This window comes from Modestobacter sp. DSM 44400 (assembly GCF_900107175.1).
Taxonomy (GTDB): Bacteria; Actinomycetota; Actinomycetes; order Mycobacteriales; family Geodermatophilaceae; genus Modestobacter.
This window is the reverse complement of record NZ_FNOZ01000028.1, coordinates 15,171-30,643: the sequence shown is the minus strand read 5'-3', so window position 1 is coordinate 30,643 and position 15,473 is coordinate 15,171. Positions and strand designations below refer to the sequence as shown.

Genomic DNA, 15,473 nt, shown 5'->3' with positions numbered 1-15,473 from the left:
ATTGCGGATCTGGACTGGCTTCATCAACTGGCCAATCCCGCCGACTAACTGGACACATGTAAACACATCGCGATCTGATAACGCGGTGCACCATGGGCCCGGTGGCGCGTCGCTGGGCATGGGGTGAGTGGTCAGGTGCTCCCTGCATCGGCAGGCGGCTCTGGCCAACGGCACCCACCACCTCGTTGCAGCCGGCGTCGACGTGAATGGCGACCCGCGCTACCTGGTGACCGAGGTGCCCGTCTCCGGCGGCACCGCGGTCGTGACCGCCGCCGGCCTGGCGTACACCGGCTTCACCCCGCTGCCGTTCATCGGTGCCGGCGCGCTGGCCCTCCTGGCCGGTGCCGGCCTGCTCGTCGCCTCCCGGCGCCGCGCCAGCTGACACCAGCACCGCCAGCACCGTCGGCACTGAGCACCACCAGCACTGACCGGCTCCGGCCCCGATCCGCACCTGCGGGCCGGGGTCGGAGCCCGTCGTGGGGTGCGCGTTACCCTCGCAGCGCCAGGAGGGCTCGCCTAGTGGCCGATGGCGGCGGTCTTGAAAACCGCTAGGGGTTCACAGCTCCTCGTGGGTTCGAATCCCACGCCCTCCGCTCGCTCGTGACCGTGGCGGCATCCGCCGTCCACCGCGCTCCCGGTGACGTCGTCGGTGGAGGGTGGATCTCGTGTGGACGTGACGCTGTTGGTCGCCGGTGCTGTCGTCGTTCTCGGTGCGAGCTTCCTCGGCGGGGTCACCGGCTTCGGGTTCTCCCTCGTCTGCGCCCCGCTGCTGCTGCTCGCAGGGTTCGGGCTGGCCGACGTCGTCGTCATCAACCTGGTCATCGGTCTGGTGACGCGCCTGGCGGCCGCGGTGCGGCTGCACCACTCGGTCAATCGGCGTCGGTCCACCTACCTGGTACTCGGATCCCTTCCCGGACTGCTCCTCGGCTTTCTCACCCGCGACGTGATCGGCGGCGACGGGCTGAAGGCCGCCGCCGGGGGTGTGGCGGTCGCCGCGGCCGCCTACCTGATGTTCCGCCCCCCGGCTCCTCGCGCGGACCTGCCCGAGAGGGTGTCCCCGCTGTCCTCCGGCGCAGCCGGGATGCTGGGCGGCTTCCTCGGCATCACGACCTCGCTGAACGGCCCGCCGCCGGTGATCCTGCTCGCGCGGCAGAACGCGGAGCCCCGGGAGTTCGTCGCGGACCTGGCGGTGTACTTCATCTTCTGCAACGCGCTGGCCCTGGTCCTGATCGGCCTGGGTGGTGGGCTGTCGCTGAGTCGGGTCGGAGTGCTGCTGGCGTGCTGGCTGCCCGGCGCCCTGGTGGGGAACGCGGTGGGCCTGACCTACGGCTCCCGGTTGCCCGTCGCCCTCTTCCGCCGGCTGACCCTGGGCCTGGTCATGGTCACCGGGCTGATCACCGTCGCCACCTCCGTCGCCGGGTCGTGACGCCCCACCCAATGGGGTCGCCGGAAGCCCAGTTGCGCACAGCACGACCGCGGGATGTCGATCTCAGAACGGCGAGGACGATGAGGGGCCGCCATCCCCAGGCGGTCGCCCGCACGGCTGTCCCGATCATCCTGGTGTGCGCCGTCGTCCCGGCCGCCTTCACCACCTTCGGCCCCAACTCGGCCAGCGCCACCACTCGTGCGGCGACCTGGTTCAGCGTCCTCCTGCTGTTTGGTCCGGCCGCGGTCTTCGCCTTCGTCCCGCCCGGCTCGACCGCACCGATGCTCTGCTCGCTGGCCCTCGGCGGCGTCGTCCTGGTCGACGTCATGAACGTGGTCACCCAGGACCCGTCCGCTGCCGCCCAGGCGTTCCTCTCCTTCCCGGTGCTGTGGGCCGCCGCCCACCTGCGCCGGGGCGCCGTCTTCCTGGTGCTCGCCCTGTCGGTCGTGACCGACGCCGTTGTGCTGGGGCTCCTGCTGCCCTTCGCCGCGACGCTCACCGACTTCGCCCTCTCCGGCACCGTGCTGGTGGTGATCGCCGTGATGCTGGTCCGGGCCGCCGACGAGCAGAGGCGCCTCATCGCCCTGCTGCAACACCAGGCCGCGGTCGACTCGCTGACCGGCCTGGTGAATCGCCGGGTCCTGGACGCCGCCCTGGACCGCGCGATCAACCGGCCGGCCGGCGCCCAGGGCGCCGCCCTGCTGCTCGTCGACGTCGACTCCTTCAAGTCCATCAACGACCAGTACGGCCACCCGATCGGCGACGAGGCCCTGGTCCACGTCACCTCGGTGCTGCGCTCGGTCGTGCGCACCGGCGACGGGGTGCTCAGCCGGATGCGCGGCGACGAGCTCGCCGTCCTGCTGCCGGAGTGGTCGTCCGACGTCGCCGTCCGCCGGGCCGGGGAGGTCCGGCAGGCCGTGCGCGGCACCCCGCTCCAGCTGCCCGACGGCACCCTGCTGGCCATGTCGGTCAGCCTCGGCGTCGCCCACGCCCCGGCGCACGCCACCGGACTCGAGGAGCTGTACGCCGCGGCGGACGCCGCGCTCTACGCCGCCAAGCGCGGTGGGCGCGACCGGGTCGCGGTCGCGGCCGGCGGAGGTCAGCGCAGCCGGCGCGCAGCGCCGACCAGCGTGCGCGCGGTCAGCCGCCCGTCGGCCAGCCCCAGCGCGACGACATCGTCGAACACCCGCTGATCGGCCGCAGCCGCCCGGACGGCGGCGTCCATCACCGCCGGCCACCGGCTCAGCCGGGATGCCGTCCCCGACGCGCGCAGGTGCGCCCCGAGCCGGCGGCGCAGCAGCCGCCGGTGTACCGCGCCGGCCCGCGAGCCGTGCGCGGCCGCCGCGCCGGCCAACGCCCCGGACAGCACCGCGTAGAAGATGCCTTCCCCGGTCAGCGGGTTGATCAGCGACTGCGCATCACCGGCGAGCAGCACCCGTCCGTCGGGCAGCCGCGGCCGGCCGGTCGACAGCGGCAACCGGTGCGCGCGCAGCCCGCTCGGCTCGACGCCGGGCAGCAACCGGTGCAGCCCCTCGACCAGCTCTGCCCGGGTCACGCCGCCGGCGACCAGCTCGCCGTAGCCGACGTTGGCCCGGCCGTCGCCGAGCGGGAAGGACCAGGCGTAGGCCGGCCAGCGCAGTGGAGTGGTGGCGATGACCTGGACGCCGTCCTGGCCCGGCAGCTCGGGGGCGTAGCCGCGGATCGCCACGGCCAGCCGGTCGGGTGCGTTGACGCCCAGCCCGAGTGCCCGGCGGACGACGGACTCTGCGCCGTCGGCCCCCACCAGCACGCCGGCGGTGAAGCGGCCATCCACGTCCACGTGCGTGGGGCGCACGGTGACCCGCCGCACGGTGTGCCGCCGGAACCGCACGCCGCGGCCGAGGACCTGGTCCAGCAGCCGACCGTCCAGCACCGCGCGGGGCATCACGACGGCGGGGCGGTGCATGGCCCGCTCGACCGTCGTCCCGCCGGGGGAGGACAGCCGCAGTCGTGGCACGGCGGGGAAGCCGGCGGTCAGGGCCGCGGTGTCGAGGCCCAGCCCGGCCAGCACGTCGAGTGCTTCGGGGGCGATGCCGTCGCCGCAGACCTTGTCCCGGGGGAAGTCCGAACGGTCCAGCACCAGCACGCTGCTGGCCGGGGAGGAGCGGCGGACAGCGGCGGCGCACGCCGCACCGGCCGGGCCGCCACCGACCACGACGACATCGGCGTGCTCCACGGGCGTCACGGTAGGCGGGTTCAGCGGGCGGGCTGGGTCCACTTCCGGGCCGGGTGCTCGTAGCCGGCGACGAAGGCAAGCAGCTCCTCGGCGCTGTGCACCACGCCGAGCGCGTCCAGCCGGCGGGCGTCGAGGTAGCCGTCGTCGACCATCCGCCGCAGTTGGGCGAGCAGCGGCTGCCAGAAGCCGTCGACGTCCAGCAGCAGCGTGGGCTTGGCGTGCAGCCCGAGCATCCCCCAGGTCCAGGCCTCGAACAGCTCCTCCAGGGTGCCGGCGGCGCCAGGCAGCGCGACGAAGGCGTCGGAGAGCTCGGCCATCCGAGCCTTGCGCTCGTGCATGTCGGCGACGACCTCGAGGCGGGGCAGGCCTGGGTGGGCCAGCTCGTCGTCCACCAGGTGCTGGGGTATGACGCCGACGACCTCGCCGCCGGCGGCCAGCGCCGCGTCGGCGACGACGCCCATCAGGCCGACGTGGCCGCCGCCGTAGACGACGCCGGCGCCGGCCCGGGCGAGGTCCGCGGCGAAGGTGGCCGCGGCCTGCTGGTGGGCCGGCGGGCCGGCCTGGGACCCGGTGAAGACGGCGATGCGCACGGCGCCGACCTTAGGGAGCCCGGGCAGCGCGCCTCGCGGGGGGAGAGGCAAAGGATCCCTTCCACCCACTTTCCGCCCGAATACCGGGTGGAAAGGATCCTTTGCCTCAGGAGGGCGTCAGCCGCCGTAGGTGCGGAAGAGCAACTCGGCGATGCAGACCGGCTTCTCGCCGCCCTCGCGCTCGATCACCGTGGCGATCGTCAGCTGCAGGCCGCCGGCGACCTCCTCGACGTCCTTGAGCGTGGCGGTGAGCCGGATCTTCGAGCCGACCGGCACCGGTGAGGGGAACCGGACCTTGTTCAGGCCGTAGTTCACGCCCATCTTCGCGTCGCTGACGCTGAGCACCTGGGAGTACATGGGCACCACCAGCGACAGGGTCAGGTAGCCGTGCCCGATCGGGCCGCCGAAGGGGCTCTCGGCCTTGGCGCGATCCACGTCGACGTGGATCCACTGGTGGTCATCGGTGGCATCGGCGAAGGTGTTGACCCGGTCCTGGGTCACCTCGAACCAGTCGCTGGTACCGAGTTCGGTGCCCTTCAGGCCGGGCAGTTCAGCGATGGTGGCCGTCGTCCGCTTCGGTGCGGTCATAGGTTCTCCTCCGTCGGTGCGTACTGAGCGCGCAGGTCCGTCTTCCGGATCTTGCCAGTGGCCGACATGGGCAGTGCGCCGGCGGCGCAGCGGCCGGGAACCGGTGCCGCATCAGGAACCGGCGAGCCCCAGCGCCCGGACGGCGTTGTCCTTCATGATCAGCGGCCGGACCTCGTCGCGGATCTCGAGCTTGGCGAAGTCGGCGACCCACCGCTCGGGCGTGAGCAGCGGGTAGTCCGAGCCGAACAGCACCTTGGTCCTGAGCAGCGTGTTCGCCGCCCGGACGAGCTGTGGCGGGAAGTACTTCGGCGACCAGCCGGACAGGTCGATGTAGACGTTGGCCTTGTGCTGGGCGACCGAGATCGCGGCGTCCTGCCAGGGCACCGAGGGGTGCGCCATGATGACCGTCAGGCCCGGGAAGTCGGCGGCGACGTCGTCGAGCAGCATCGGGTCGGAGTAGCGCAGCTTGATGCCGCGTCCGCCGGGCAGCCCCGAGCCGATGCCGGTCTGGCCGGTGTGGAAGAGCGCCGGGACGCCGAGGCTCTCCAGCTCCGCCCACAGCGGGTAGTGCCGGCGGTCATTGGGCTCGAAGGCCTGGATCGACGGGTGGAACTTGAACCCGCGGACGCCGTGCTCCTCGACCAGCCGACGGGCCGCGCGAATGCCGGACACCCCACGGGCCGGGTCGATCGAGCCGAACGGGATGAGCACGTCGGGGTGTTGCGCCGCGGCCTCGGCGATCTCCTCGTTGGACAGCGTCGGGTGCCCGGTGGCCATCTCCGCGTCGACGGTGAACACGACCGCGGCCATCTGCTGGGCGCGGTAGTGCGCGGCGATCTCCGGCACGGTCGGGTGGTGCGGCTCGGCCTTGAAGTAGGCGGCCGCGGCCTCGAGCAGTTCGTCGTCCATCGACAGGTGGCCGTGCAGGTCGGCCTCCACGTGCACGTGGATATCGATGGCGACCAGTGAGTGGAGGTCCACGGGAACTCCTTCGTCCGCTGCGTCGGCCGGGTACTGGTCCTGGTTCAGCCGGCGAGCACGTCCCGGACGAAGCCGAGTTCCATGCTGCTGATGCACGCCGGGAAGGTCTCGAAGACCTGCGCCCGCTCGGGGGAGGCGGTGTAGGTGGCCTCGACCGCACGGAACTCGGCCTCGTCGCCGTCGTGCTCGACGGCCCAGGTGAAGGTGTCGGCGGCCTCATCGGCGTAGGCGAACAGCAGCCGGAAGCCGTACTGCTCCCGGACGGGACGCAGGGCCGGGAACCAGGCCAGGAAGTCGGCCATCCGGCCCGGCTCGACCTGGTAGCGGCGCAGCTGCACGGTGGTCACGCCGCCATCCTGCCCCGGCGGGATCCCGGGCGCGCCGTGCGGGATCCCCGCTTCCCAGGTCAGGACGACGGCGGCGCGTAGAACTGCAGGTCGTTGCCCTCGGAGTCCTGGAACGGCGCGATCCGGCCCCACGGGTGGTCGCTGATGCCGCCGGCGAACTCCACGCCCTTGCCCTTCAGCTCCTCGACCTCGGCCTCGATGTTCCCGTCGGGCTGGAAGGTGATCACTGCGCCGCCGTGCGAGTGCCCCGTCCCCTTCCGCGCGTTCAGCCCGATCATCAGCCCGTTGGCGTCGAACTCGCTCCAGTCCCCGGTCGCCTTCTGCTCGCTGAGGCCCAGGGTGTCCCGGTAGAACGCCCGCGCCCGGTCCATGTCGTCGACCGGGACCCACACACTCGCCACTCCGCTGGCCACGTCGCCGCTCCTCTGCCTCGATTGCGCTGCGCACGGCCCGTGCCCAGCCGGGGCCCCGGGCAATCACGCCGCCGAGAGGGCAGACTCGGGGCTGTACGCACCCGACAGCACGAGAGGACGGCACGTGGCCGACCGGACCTGGGGCTTCCGCACCCGCGCACTGCACGCCGGTGGCGCGCCCGACCCGACGACCGGCGCCCGGGCGGTGCCGATCTACCAGACGACGTCGTTCGTGTTCGAATCCGCCGACGACGCCGCCAACCTTTTCGCGCTGCAGAAGTACGGCAACGTCTACACCCGGATCGCCAACCCCACGGTGGCCGCCTTCGAGGAGCGGATCGCCTCACTGGAGGGTGGGCTGGGCGCGGTCGCCACGTCGTCCGGGCAGGCCGCGCAGTTCCTGACCTTCGCCGCGCTGGCCGGCGCCGGTGACCACATCGTCTCCTCGGCGTCCCTCTACGGCGGCACGATCACCCAGCTGAGCGTGACGCTGGGCCGCTTCGGCGTGCAGACGACCTTCGTCCGGGGTGGCGACCCGGCCGACTACGCCGCGGCCATCACCGATCGCACGAAGCTGGTCTTCGCCGAGGTGGTCGCCAATCCCGGCAGCGAGGTCGCCGACCTGGCCGGGCTGGCCGAGGTCGCGCACGCGGCCGGCGTCCCGCTGGTGGTCGACGCCACCACCGCCACGCCGTACCTGTGCCGGCCGATCGAGCACGGCGCGGACGTGGTGATCCACTCGGCGACCAAGTTCATCGGCGGCCACGGCACGACCCTCGGCGGCGTGGTCGTCGACTCGGGCACGTTCGACTGGGGCAACGGCCACTTCCCGACGATGACCGAACCGAGCGACTCCTACGGCGGCATCCGCTGGTGGGACAACTTCGGTGAGTACGGCTTCCTGACCAAGCTGCGGTCGGAGCAGCTGCGCGACATCGGCGCCGCTCTCTCCCCACTCAGCGCCTTCCTGCTGCTGCAGGGGGTGGAGACGTTGCCGCAGCGGATGCGCGAGCACGTGGCCAATGCCCGCCGGGTCGCCGAGTGGCTGGACGCCGACGACCGGGTGGCCTGGGTGCGCTACTCCGGCCTACCGGGCCAACCCGACCACGACCGGGCGCAGCGGTACCTGCCCGAGGGCCCGGGCGCCGTCTTCAGCTTCGGGGTCGTCGGCGGCCGGGACGCCGGCCGGCGGTTCATCGAGAACGTCGAGCTGTGCAGCCACCTGGCCAACATCGGCGACGCCCGCACGCTGGTCATCCACCCCGGCTCGACCACCCACGGGCAGTTGTCGGTCGAGCAGCTGGAGACCGGCGGGGTGTCGGCGGACCTGATCCGCATCTCGGTCGGGCTCGAGGACGTCGAGGACATCCTGTGGGACCTGGACCAGGCACTGACCGCAGCGACGAAGGAGCAGGCGTGAGGACGTGGCAGGGGCCCGGCGCCCGGGAACGGCAGCAGATCCTCGGCCGGACGAGGACGGTGGCCGTCGTCGGCGCCTCGGACAACCCGGCCCGGGCCAGCTTCTTCGTCGCCACCTACCTGCTGTCGACCACGCCGTACGAGATCTGGTTCGTGAACCCGCGGGCCACCGAGATCCTCGGCCGGCCGGTCTACCCGTCGCTGGCCGACCTGCCGGGCGTCCCCGACGTCGTCGACGTCTTCCGCAAGCCCGCCGACCTGCCCGCGGTGCTGGACGAGACCCTCGCCGCCGGCGCCCCCACCCTGTGGCTGCAGCTGGGGCTGTGGGACGAGGACGTCGCCGTCCGCGCCGAGGCCGCCGGTCTCGACGTCGTGATGGACCGCTGCCTGAAGATCGAGCACGCCCGCTTCGCCGGGGGTCTGCACTGGGCCGGCTTCGACACCGGGGTGATCAGCTCGCGCCGCACCCGCGGCCTGCCCACCACCCAGGCATAGGAAGCTCTCCACCCGGTATTGCGGCCCCGACCGCATGGAAAGGATCCTTTGCCTCAGCGCGCGGCGACCGACGGGTGGACGACGTGCGCCCTCGGTCACCGGCACTGGGGGCTGGCCGGCGCCGCCGGCCTCCTGCTGCACCGCCCCGCCCCGGACGGCGTCGAGGTCCTGCTGCAGCTGCGGGTGGAGTGGTCGCACCACGGCGGCACCTGGGGCACCCCCGGCGGCGCCCTGCACCCGGCGGAGGCGGCGGCGGACGGCGCGCTGCGCGAAGCGGGCGAGGAGCTGGGCCTGACCCGGGACGATGTCATCCTGGGGGCGGAGTCGATCGATGACCACGGCGGCTGGAGCTACACCACGGTGCTGGCCGCGCCGTCCGGGCTGCTGGACGCCGGGGAACTCGCGCTGAACCCGGAGAGCATCGCGGCCGGCTGGTTCCCGCTGTCCGCGCTGGCCGACGTCCCGCTGCACCCGGGCTTCGCCGCCAGCCTACTGACACTGGCGCCCCTCCTCACCTGACCGCGTCCGGCCAAAGTGGCCACTTTGGCCGCTCAGGGAGTGCGACGGTGACGGTGACCAGCCGGTGGTCGCCGACCGGCAGCACCCGGACGTCCGGCGCGGTCGCCGTCATGGGCCCGAACGTCAGCACGTGGTCGTACTGCAGGCGGGGGTTGCTGCCGGGATAGGTCGGCCCGGAGACCAGCCGGGTCGCGCCGGTCACCCGCTCGGGCACCGGTCCGGCGAGGTTGAGGTCGCCGGTCAGCAGCACCGGTCCGGGCAGCTCCCGTGCCCAGCGCCGCAGCCGCAGCAGCTGTCGGACGGCGGTGTGCGGGGCGAAGGACAGATGCGTGCCGACGACGGTGCACCCGTCCAGCTCGGCGGCCACCGCCAGCCGCGGCTCGTCCGGAAACCACCACCACCGGGCGCGGCCCGTTCGCGGGTCGGGGGCCCGGACCGGCAGCCGTGCCCGCCCGGTGCCCAGCGCCTGCACCGACCAGCGGCGCACCGGCCGGCGGGAGAACAGCGCGATGCCGTAGCGAGGGCCGGCGCCGGCGGCGTCGTCCGGACCGGTGAGCACCGGCGGATCGACCGGCTGCCAGCTGCGGAACGGGTCGGGGGTGCCGTCGACGGTCGCGGCGAACCGCCAGTCGCCGGCGCCCAGCGCAGCGGCCACCTCGGCCGGCTGGGACAGGCCGTGCGAACGGGGCTGGCCGACGTCGATCTCCTGGACGGCGAGGACGTCGACGTCCACGTCGGCCAGCGCGGCCCGCAGCGCCGCAGCGTCCACCGAGCGGCCCGTGCCGTCCCGCCCGGAGGCGAGGTTGAGCGTCCCGACCCGCATCGACCCGACGGTATCGGTCTCGACCACGTCATGAGAGCGCGAATTCGACCTCGGCGGCGGACGAAACATCGAGACCGGTCGCTCACCGACGTTCGGCGAAGAACCGGTACAGGCCGTACCCGCCTGCGAGTGCCGCGGAGATGGTCCAGACGGTGATGTGGGAATCCCGGTGAACTGCCGCTCGCGGTACAGCTGGCGCGCAGCGTGGGCCATTGCCGCGCCACCTCGACCCGACGGCGCGCACGCTGGGCACCCGCCGCTCGACATTGGCTGGGCGGCGACGGGATCGGTGGCCCGCTAGGTTCCCTTCCGTGAGCGCACGGGCGGACGTCTCGGAGATCTTCGACGCTGCTGCCTGGGCGGAGGTCGAGGGCTTCGAGCAGCTCACCGACCTGACCTACCACCGCGCGGTGGACGCCGGCGTCGTCCGCATCGCGCTGGACCGGCCGGAGGTGCGCAACGCCTTCCGCCCGCAGACGGTCGACCAGCTGCTCGCCGTCTTCGAGCACGCCCGGCTGTCCACCGACGTCGGCTGCGTGCTGTTGACGGGCAACGGCCCCAGCGAGAAGGACGGCGGCTGGGCCTTCTGCTCCGGCGGTGACCAGCGGGTCCGCGGCAGGTACGGCTACGAGGCCGGCGCCGGTGTGAGCGGGCGGCTGCACATCCTGGAGGTGCAGCGGCTGATCCGCTTCATGCCCAAGGTGGTCATCTGCGTCGTCCCCGGGTGGGCCGCCGGCGGCGGGCACAGCCTGCACGTCGTCTCCGACCTGACCCTGGCCAGCGCCGAGCACGCCCGGTTCAAGCAGACCGACGCCGACGTGGGCAGCTTCGACGGCGGCTTCGGCTCGGCCTACCTCGCCCGCCAGGTGGGGCAGAAGTTCGCCCGGGAGATCTTCTTCCTCGGCGAGGAGTACTCCGCCGCCGACGCGCAGGCCATGGGCATGGTGAACCGGGTGGTCCCGCACGCCGAGCTCGAGGCCACCGCGCTGGACTGGGGACGGCGGATCGTGGCCAAGAGCCCGACCGCCCAGCGGATGCTCAAGTACTCCTTCAACCTGATCGACGACGGGCTGGTCGGTCAGCAGCTGTTCGCCGGGGAGACCACCCGGCTGGCCTACATGGCCGAAGAGGCGGTGGAGGGCCGGGATTCCTTTCTGGAGAAGCGCGACCCGGACTTCTCCCGCTTCCCCTGGCACGTATAGGACCCCCGCGCCCCCCACCGCTCGCAGGCTCGCGGCGGGACCCGGCACGGGGGCCGACAGGACAGAGGAGGACAGCATGATCGTCGAGGTGGTGGGTGGTGCCGGGGCGGCGCCGGAGGTGCGGGTCTCGGACGTCGAGGACCTGGCGCACCTGCAGCTGGCCGTCGGTGCGCTGACCGAGGAGGAGGCCGATCAGGCGCTGCGTGATGCCGGGCTGGGCCGGCTGGCCGACGCGGACACCGGGTTCCTCGACATCGCGGCGCTGAAGGCGGCCGCCGGGCCGCAGGCCGCCGAGTGGGCCGGCCGGTTCGACGACATGGTCGAGTCCGCCCGCGGCAAGGGGTGGGTCGGGGACGACGGTGCCAGCCTGCAGGCCCACGTGGAGAGTGCCGCCAGCGGCTGAGTGTGCCGCGGGCCACGTTCCCCAGCACCTTCCCGTGCGGTAGCCGGTTGTCATCAACAGGTCCGTTGGGCACGATTGCACGGTGACGACCCCCGGCCAGACCGAGCGCAGCGCTGCGACCCGACCACCCGGCCGGCCACTGTCCGCCGAGTTGTCCGACCAACTGGTGTCCGTCGCCGTCGACATCCTGGCCGACGAGGGCTGGGGGCGGCTGAACAGCGACCGCATCGCCGCCCGCGCCCGCGCAGGCAAGGCGGGCATCTACCGCCGCTGGCCCACCATGGCCGCGTTGGCGCGGCACGCGCTGAGCTGCACCAGCCTGGTGCGCACTCCGGAGGACCACGGCTCGCTGCGCGCGGACCTGGCCGCTCTGCTCGAGCCCTGGACCCGGCCGCTGGAGCGCGCGGAGCGCGCCGCCGCGAGCCTGGTGGGCGCCGCCCGGCACGACGAGGAGCTGCGCGCCGGGCTGGAGGAGGCGCTGGTGCGCCCGCTGGCCGGCGCCGTCCGCGAGCTCGCCGGACGGGAGGCCGCCCGCGGCCGGGAGCTGTCCCACCAACGCGTCGCGCTGCTCGGCTCGGTGCTGCAGGCGTTGTGGTGGCAGCGCTACACGGCGTTCGAGGACGCCCCGGTGTCCGCGATCCAGGTCGACCAGCTGGTGGCCGATGTCCTGCTGCCGATCACCGACGCCGACCCGGTGACCCACCGGCGCTGACGGCCAGGGACCGACGTGGTCGGGCCGGGCGGCGAGTGCATCCCGTGCGGCGGGGCGGGAGCCGTCGATGTCGGCAGGGGTGTCGGCACGGAGGCCGCACCCGCGCCAACGCGGTCGTGGCGGCGGGGGCCGGGTGGGGGCGGCTGCGCGGCCGCCGGGAGAGTCGGGTAGTGAGAAGGGGTGCCCGCGCCGGCGGGGCCCCCGCGGCGTGGCACACCGATGCGAGACCGAGCCACGGAGGACGACGTGAAGACACGAGGCGCAGTGCTGCGCGGCCCCGGCGACTGGGAGGTCGTGGACCTCGACCTGCAGGAGCCGGGACCCGGCCAGGTGCAGGTCGCGATGGCGTACGCCGGGCTGTGCCACTCCGACGAGCACCTGCGCTTCGCCAGCCAGCGGTACCCGATCGTCGGCGGCCACGAGGGTGCGGGTGTCGTCGAGGCCGTCGGTGCCGGCGTGACCACGGTCAAGCCCGGTGACCACGTCGTTACCTCGTTCCTCCCCGCCTGCGGGCACTGCCGCTGGTGCGCCTCGGGCCGGTCCAACCTGTGCGACCTGGGCGCCACGATCGGCACCGGTCAGCTCCCCGGCGGCGACTGGCCGTTCCGGCTGGACGGCGAGGAGCTGGGCGGGTTCTGCATGGTCGGCGCCTTCGCCGAGCACTCGGTGCTGTCCGAGTTCTCCTGCGTGAAGATCGAGGACCACTACCCGTTGGACGTCGCGGCCCTGCTGGCCTGCAGCGTGCCCACCGGCTGGGGCTCGGCGGTCAACGCGGGCCCGGTCCGCCCGGGCGACGTCGTCGTGGTGGTCGGCACGGGCGGGGTGGGTTGCAACGCCGTCCAGGGCGCGGCCAGCGTCGGCGCTCAGCACGTCATAGCCGTCGACCCGGTGGCCTTCCGCCGCGAGTTCGCCCAGACGCTGGGCGCGACGCACGCCGTCGCCAGCACGCAGGAGGCCGCCGGGCTGGCCAAGCAGCTGTCCCGCGGCACCGGTGCCGACGTCGTCATCGTCACCAGCGGCGTCACCAGCACCGACATCATCGGCGGGGCGTACAGCTGCCTGGGCAAGGGCGGCTCCATGGTGCTCACCGGCCTGGCCGACGAGATGATGGAGATGACGCTGGCCCTGCCGGCCAACATCACCACCCTCTACGAGCAGAAGATCCAGGGCGCCCTCTACGGGATGTGCAACGCCTACCGCGACATCCCGCGGCTGCTCCGCCTCTACGAGGAGGGCAAGCTTAAGCTCGAGGAGCTGATCACCAAGCGGTACTCGCTCGATGAGGTCAACCAGGGCTACCAGGACCAGCGCGACGGCACGATCATCCGCGGGGTCCTGCAGCACCGGAGCTGATTCCCTGAGGGGCCAAAATGGCCATATTGGCCCCTCAGGTGCGGGTGATCGCGGGCTCGACTGGGCAGCTCCGAGTCATGGCAGAACCCACGATCGCCGTCCTGGACGTCGACGGCACCCTCGTCGACTCGAACTACCAGCACGCGCTTGGCTGGTACCGGGCGTTGCGCTCCCTGGGGGAGACGTTCCCCATCTGGCGCATCCACCGGCTGATCGGGATGGGCGGCGACCAGCTGGTCATCGCCCTGGGCGGCCAGGATCTGGAGGACCGGATCGGCGAGGAGGCGCGCGAGCGGCAGGGCAAGGAGGTGGACGCACTGATCGGTGAGGTCGCCGCGCTGCCCGGCGCCCGCGACCTGCTGCTGGCCATCAAGGAACGTGGCCACCGGCTGGTGCTGGCCAGCTCCGGCCAGCCGCGGCACGTCGAGGTCGCCCTGGACCTGCTCGACGCCCGGGACATCGCCGACGCCGTGACCTCCGCCGAGGACGCCGAGGCGACCAAGCCGGCCCCGGACCTCCTGCAGGTGGCGCTGCAGAAGTTGGGCGCCCCGGCCGACGCCGACAGCGTGCTGGTCGGGGACTCGGTGTGGGACGTGGAGGCGGCGAAGAGCGCCGGGATGCCGGCGATCGTCGTCCGGTCCGGCGGCTTCGGGGACGACGAGCTGACCGGGGCCGGTGCGGTGGCGCTCTACGACACACCGGGTGACCTCGCCGCGGCGCTGGACGAGACTGCCCTCGCCTGAGGAGCACGGGGTCGGCGGTGGTTCACCACCGGCCTCAGCGTTCTCCGACGGATCGGCCGACGACCCCGGCCCGCAGCGAGGTGTACTCGGCGACGGTGCACAGCGGCGGCCGCTCGTCGACCGCGACCGGGGTGCTGGTCGGCACGAAGCCGGTGCCGTCGTGAGCGAACTGGGTGAGCAACCCGCCGGGCTCCAGACGGCGCAGCCCCGGCCGGCCCCGCCCGGCGCGGGCAAGCACGGTCGACACGATCTGGCCGGCCATCCTCCCCAGGGCCTCGTCGGTCTGGTGGGAGTGCCGGCGGGTGCCCAGGTCGACCTGGGCCAGCCCGCTCAGGCCGCACTCGTGCAGCAGGTCGACCAGCAGCCCGACCTCCACGCCGTAGCCGGAGACGAAGGGCACCTGCTCCAGCGCCGTCCGCCGTCCGGCGTACTCGCCGCCCAGCGGCTGGACGAACCCGGCCAGCTCCGGCCACAGCGCGTTGAGCAGTGGGCGGGCGGTGAGCTCGGTGACCCGGCCTCCGCCGGCCGGACGGTGCTCGCCGTCGAGCGTGAGCGGCCGGGTGTAGCAGCCCTTGACGTAGTCGACCCGCGGATCGCTCAGCAGCGGGGTGAGCAGCCCCGGGACGTAGTGGCTGACGTCGCCGAGCAGGTCGGCGTCCAGAAACACGACCAGGTCGCCGCTGGTCGCGGCCAGCGACTTCCAGAGCGCGTCGCCCTTGCCGGGCCGGCTGCCGCGGGAGGGAAGCACGTCGGCGGCGGCCACCACCTCGGCGCCGGCGGCGCGGGCGACGGCCGCGGTGTCGTCGGTGGAGTCGGAGTCCACGACGAGCAGCTCGTCGACGAGCGGAACGTCGGCCATCCAGCGGTGGACCAGGTCGGCGACCAGGACGCCGACGGTCGTCTCCTCGTCGCGGGCCGGGAGCACGACGCTGATGCGGTGCCCGCCGCGGCGTTTGGCCAGCAGCAGGGCGTCGACGTCCAGCTCGGTGAGGGAGGTGGCCGACGTGGTGCGGTGCTCGAACCAGGCGCGGGCGTCAGGTCGCATGTGCCCACTGTCGGGCACCAGGTGCCGGCGGCGCACGCGTGCGTGATGCCGTTCACAGAAACGTCACGTCCCGGGGGCCTGCCCGGCGGCCGAAGTGGCCAGTCCGCCGCTGCCCGCTCCGTTGCACGCCTTTCGGCGGCGTTGCAGGTGGTGCAGCCCGTCCAACGCGGCAGTCGAGCGTGCAATGCGGACCGGCCCG

19 protein-coding genes and 1 tRNA gene are annotated in these 15,473 nt (G+C 73.1%); 12 read left to right on the top strand and 8 right to left on the bottom strand.

Annotation, left to right across the window (positions count from 1 at the left end; genetic code table 11):
* The first annotated feature begins 127 nt into the window (after nt 1-127).
* From BLW04_RS16475 to BLW04_RS29330, 4 genes are all read left to right on the top strand, one after another.
* A complete protein-coding gene (locus tag BLW04_RS16475; RefSeq protein ID WP_091543474.1) occupies nt 128-382 on the top strand; it encodes a hypothetical protein in 255 nt (84 codons plus the stop codon).
* Nucleotides 383-505: 123 nt separating this feature from the next.
* Nucleotides 506-593, top strand: a tRNA-Ser gene (locus BLW04_RS16470).
* Between the two features lie 80 nt (nt 594-673).
* The gene (locus tag BLW04_RS16465) at nt 674-1,426 is read left to right on the top strand and encodes a TSUP family transporter (RefSeq protein WP_175484096.1); all 753 of its coding nucleotides are present in this window, start codon (nt 674-676) and stop codon (nt 1,424-1,426) included.
* Between the two features lie 80 nt (nt 1,427-1,506).
* Nucleotides 1,507-2,619, top strand: a complete 1,113-nt coding sequence (locus BLW04_RS29330; RefSeq protein WP_305777662.1) for a GGDEF domain-containing protein — start codon at nt 1,507-1,509, stop codon at nt 2,617-2,619.
* Here the strand turns inward: BLW04_RS29330 and BLW04_RS16455 are convergent.
* From BLW04_RS16455 to BLW04_RS16430, 6 genes are all read right to left on the bottom strand, one after another.
* Entirely contained in the window at nt 2,526-3,641 is a 1,116-nt protein-coding gene (locus tag BLW04_RS16455; protein WP_091543539.1) for an NAD(P)/FAD-dependent oxidoreductase, read from the bottom strand. The two genes, BLW04_RS29330 and BLW04_RS16455, sit on opposite strands and share 94 nt — an antisense overlap.
* A 20-nt stretch (nt 3,642-3,661) precedes the next feature.
* A complete protein-coding gene (locus BLW04_RS16450) occupies nt 3,662-4,231 on the bottom strand; it encodes an LOG family protein (RefSeq protein ID WP_091543468.1) in 570 nt (189 codons plus the stop codon).
* A gap of 117 nt (nt 4,232-4,348) precedes the next feature.
* Complete coding sequence (locus tag BLW04_RS16445; protein WP_091543465.1) at nt 4,349-4,819, bottom strand: MaoC family dehydratase; 471 nt, start codon at nt 4,817-4,819, stop codon at nt 4,349-4,351.
* Nucleotides 4,820-4,930: 111 nt separating this feature from the next.
* Nucleotides 4,931-5,800 (bottom strand): amidohydrolase family protein, encoded by an 870-nt coding sequence (locus tag BLW04_RS16440; protein ID WP_091543462.1) that lies wholly within the window; start codon nt 5,798-5,800, stop codon nt 4,931-4,933.
* Between the two features lie 44 nt (nt 5,801-5,844).
* Nucleotides 5,845-6,147 (bottom strand): NIPSNAP family protein, encoded by a 303-nt coding sequence (locus tag BLW04_RS16435; RefSeq protein ID WP_091543460.1) that lies wholly within the window; start codon nt 6,145-6,147, stop codon nt 5,845-5,847.
* Nucleotides 6,148-6,206: 59 nt separating this feature from the next.
* Entirely contained in the window at nt 6,207-6,560 is a 354-nt protein-coding gene (locus BLW04_RS16430) for a VOC family protein (RefSeq protein ID WP_254781689.1), read from the bottom strand.
* 124 nt (nt 6,561-6,684) lie between these two features.
* On the opposite strand from BLW04_RS16430, the gene BLW04_RS16425 reads away from it, so the two are divergent.
* From BLW04_RS16425 to BLW04_RS16415, 3 genes are read left to right on the top strand one after another with little or no spacing between them, the layout of a single operon-like run.
* Nucleotides 6,685-7,980 carry an O-acetylhomoserine aminocarboxypropyltransferase/cysteine synthase family protein gene (locus BLW04_RS16425; RefSeq protein ID WP_091543456.1) on the top strand — a complete coding sequence of 432 codons (1,296 nt, stop codon included), beginning with the start codon at nt 6,685-6,687 and terminating at the stop codon, nt 7,978-7,980.
* On the top strand, nt 7,977-8,474 hold the full coding sequence (locus BLW04_RS16420; RefSeq protein WP_091543452.1) for a CoA-binding protein: 498 nt from the start codon (nt 7,977-7,979) through the stop codon (nt 8,472-8,474). The genes BLW04_RS16425 and BLW04_RS16420 overlap by 4 nt, the downstream gene beginning before the upstream one ends.
* Before the next feature lie 48 nt (nt 8,475-8,522).
* Entirely contained in the window at nt 8,523-8,993 is a 471-nt protein-coding gene (locus tag BLW04_RS16415) for an NUDIX domain-containing protein (protein ID WP_091543450.1), read from the top strand.
* Here the strand turns inward: BLW04_RS16415 and BLW04_RS16410 are convergent.
* On the bottom strand, nt 8,986-9,843 hold the full coding sequence (locus BLW04_RS16410; protein ID WP_254781688.1) for an endonuclease/exonuclease/phosphatase family protein: 858 nt from the start codon (nt 9,841-9,843) through the stop codon (nt 8,986-8,988). The two genes, BLW04_RS16415 and BLW04_RS16410, sit on opposite strands and share 8 nt — an antisense overlap.
* 284 nt (nt 9,844-10,127) lie before the next feature.
* Here BLW04_RS16410 and BLW04_RS16405 point away from each other — a divergent pair, with 284 nt between their 5' ends.
* From BLW04_RS16405 to BLW04_RS16385, 5 genes are all read left to right on the top strand, one after another.
* Nucleotides 10,128-11,018 carry a 1,4-dihydroxy-2-naphthoyl-CoA synthase gene (locus tag BLW04_RS16405; RefSeq protein WP_091543448.1) on the top strand — a complete coding sequence of 297 codons (891 nt, stop codon included), beginning with the start codon at nt 10,128-10,130 and terminating at the stop codon, nt 11,016-11,018.
* A 76-nt stretch (nt 11,019-11,094) separates the two neighbouring features.
* On the top strand, nt 11,095-11,421 hold the full coding sequence (locus BLW04_RS16400) for a hypothetical protein (protein WP_091543445.1): 327 nt from the start codon (nt 11,095-11,097) through the stop codon (nt 11,419-11,421).
* 82 nt (nt 11,422-11,503) lie between these two features.
* Entirely contained in the window at nt 11,504-12,133 is a 630-nt protein-coding gene (locus BLW04_RS16395; protein ID WP_254781687.1) for a TetR-like C-terminal domain-containing protein, read from the top strand.
* A 246-nt stretch (nt 12,134-12,379) separates the two neighbouring features.
* Complete coding sequence (locus BLW04_RS16390; protein ID WP_175484095.1) at nt 12,380-13,486, top strand: NDMA-dependent alcohol dehydrogenase; 1,107 nt, start codon at nt 12,380-12,382, stop codon at nt 13,484-13,486.
* Between the two features lie 77 nt (nt 13,487-13,563).
* Nucleotides 13,564-14,229 (top strand): HAD family hydrolase, encoded by a 666-nt coding sequence (locus BLW04_RS16385; protein WP_091543437.1) that lies wholly within the window; start codon nt 13,564-13,566, stop codon nt 14,227-14,229.
* Nucleotides 14,230-14,263: 34 nt separating this feature from the next.
* Here the strand turns inward: BLW04_RS16385 and BLW04_RS16380 are convergent, their stop codons facing one another.
* Nucleotides 14,264-15,274, bottom strand: coding sequence for a glucosyl-3-phosphoglycerate synthase (locus tag BLW04_RS16380; RefSeq protein ID WP_091543533.1), 1,011 nt, complete (start codon nt 15,272-15,274; stop codon nt 14,264-14,266).
* Nucleotides 15,275-15,473 lie beyond the last annotated feature (199 nt).

Coding starts and splice junctions, on each gene's coding strand:
- BLW04_RS16445 (WP_091543465.1), bottom strand. CDS start 4,819: ATGACCGCACCGAAGCGGACGACGGCCACCATCGCTGAACTGCCCGGC.
- BLW04_RS16380 (WP_091543533.1), bottom strand. CDS start 15,274: ATGCGACCTGACGCCCGCGCCTGGTTCGAGCACCGCACCACGTCGGCC.
- BLW04_RS16385 (WP_091543437.1), top strand. CDS start 13,564: ATGGCAGAACCCACGATCGCCGTCCTGGACGTCGACGGCACCCTCGTC.
- BLW04_RS29330 (WP_305777662.1), top strand. CDS start 1,507: ATGAGGGGCCGCCATCCCCAGGCGGTCGCCCGCACGGCTGTCCCGATC.
- BLW04_RS16400 (WP_091543445.1), top strand. CDS start 11,095: ATGATCGTCGAGGTGGTGGGTGGTGCCGGGGCGGCGCCGGAGGTGCGG.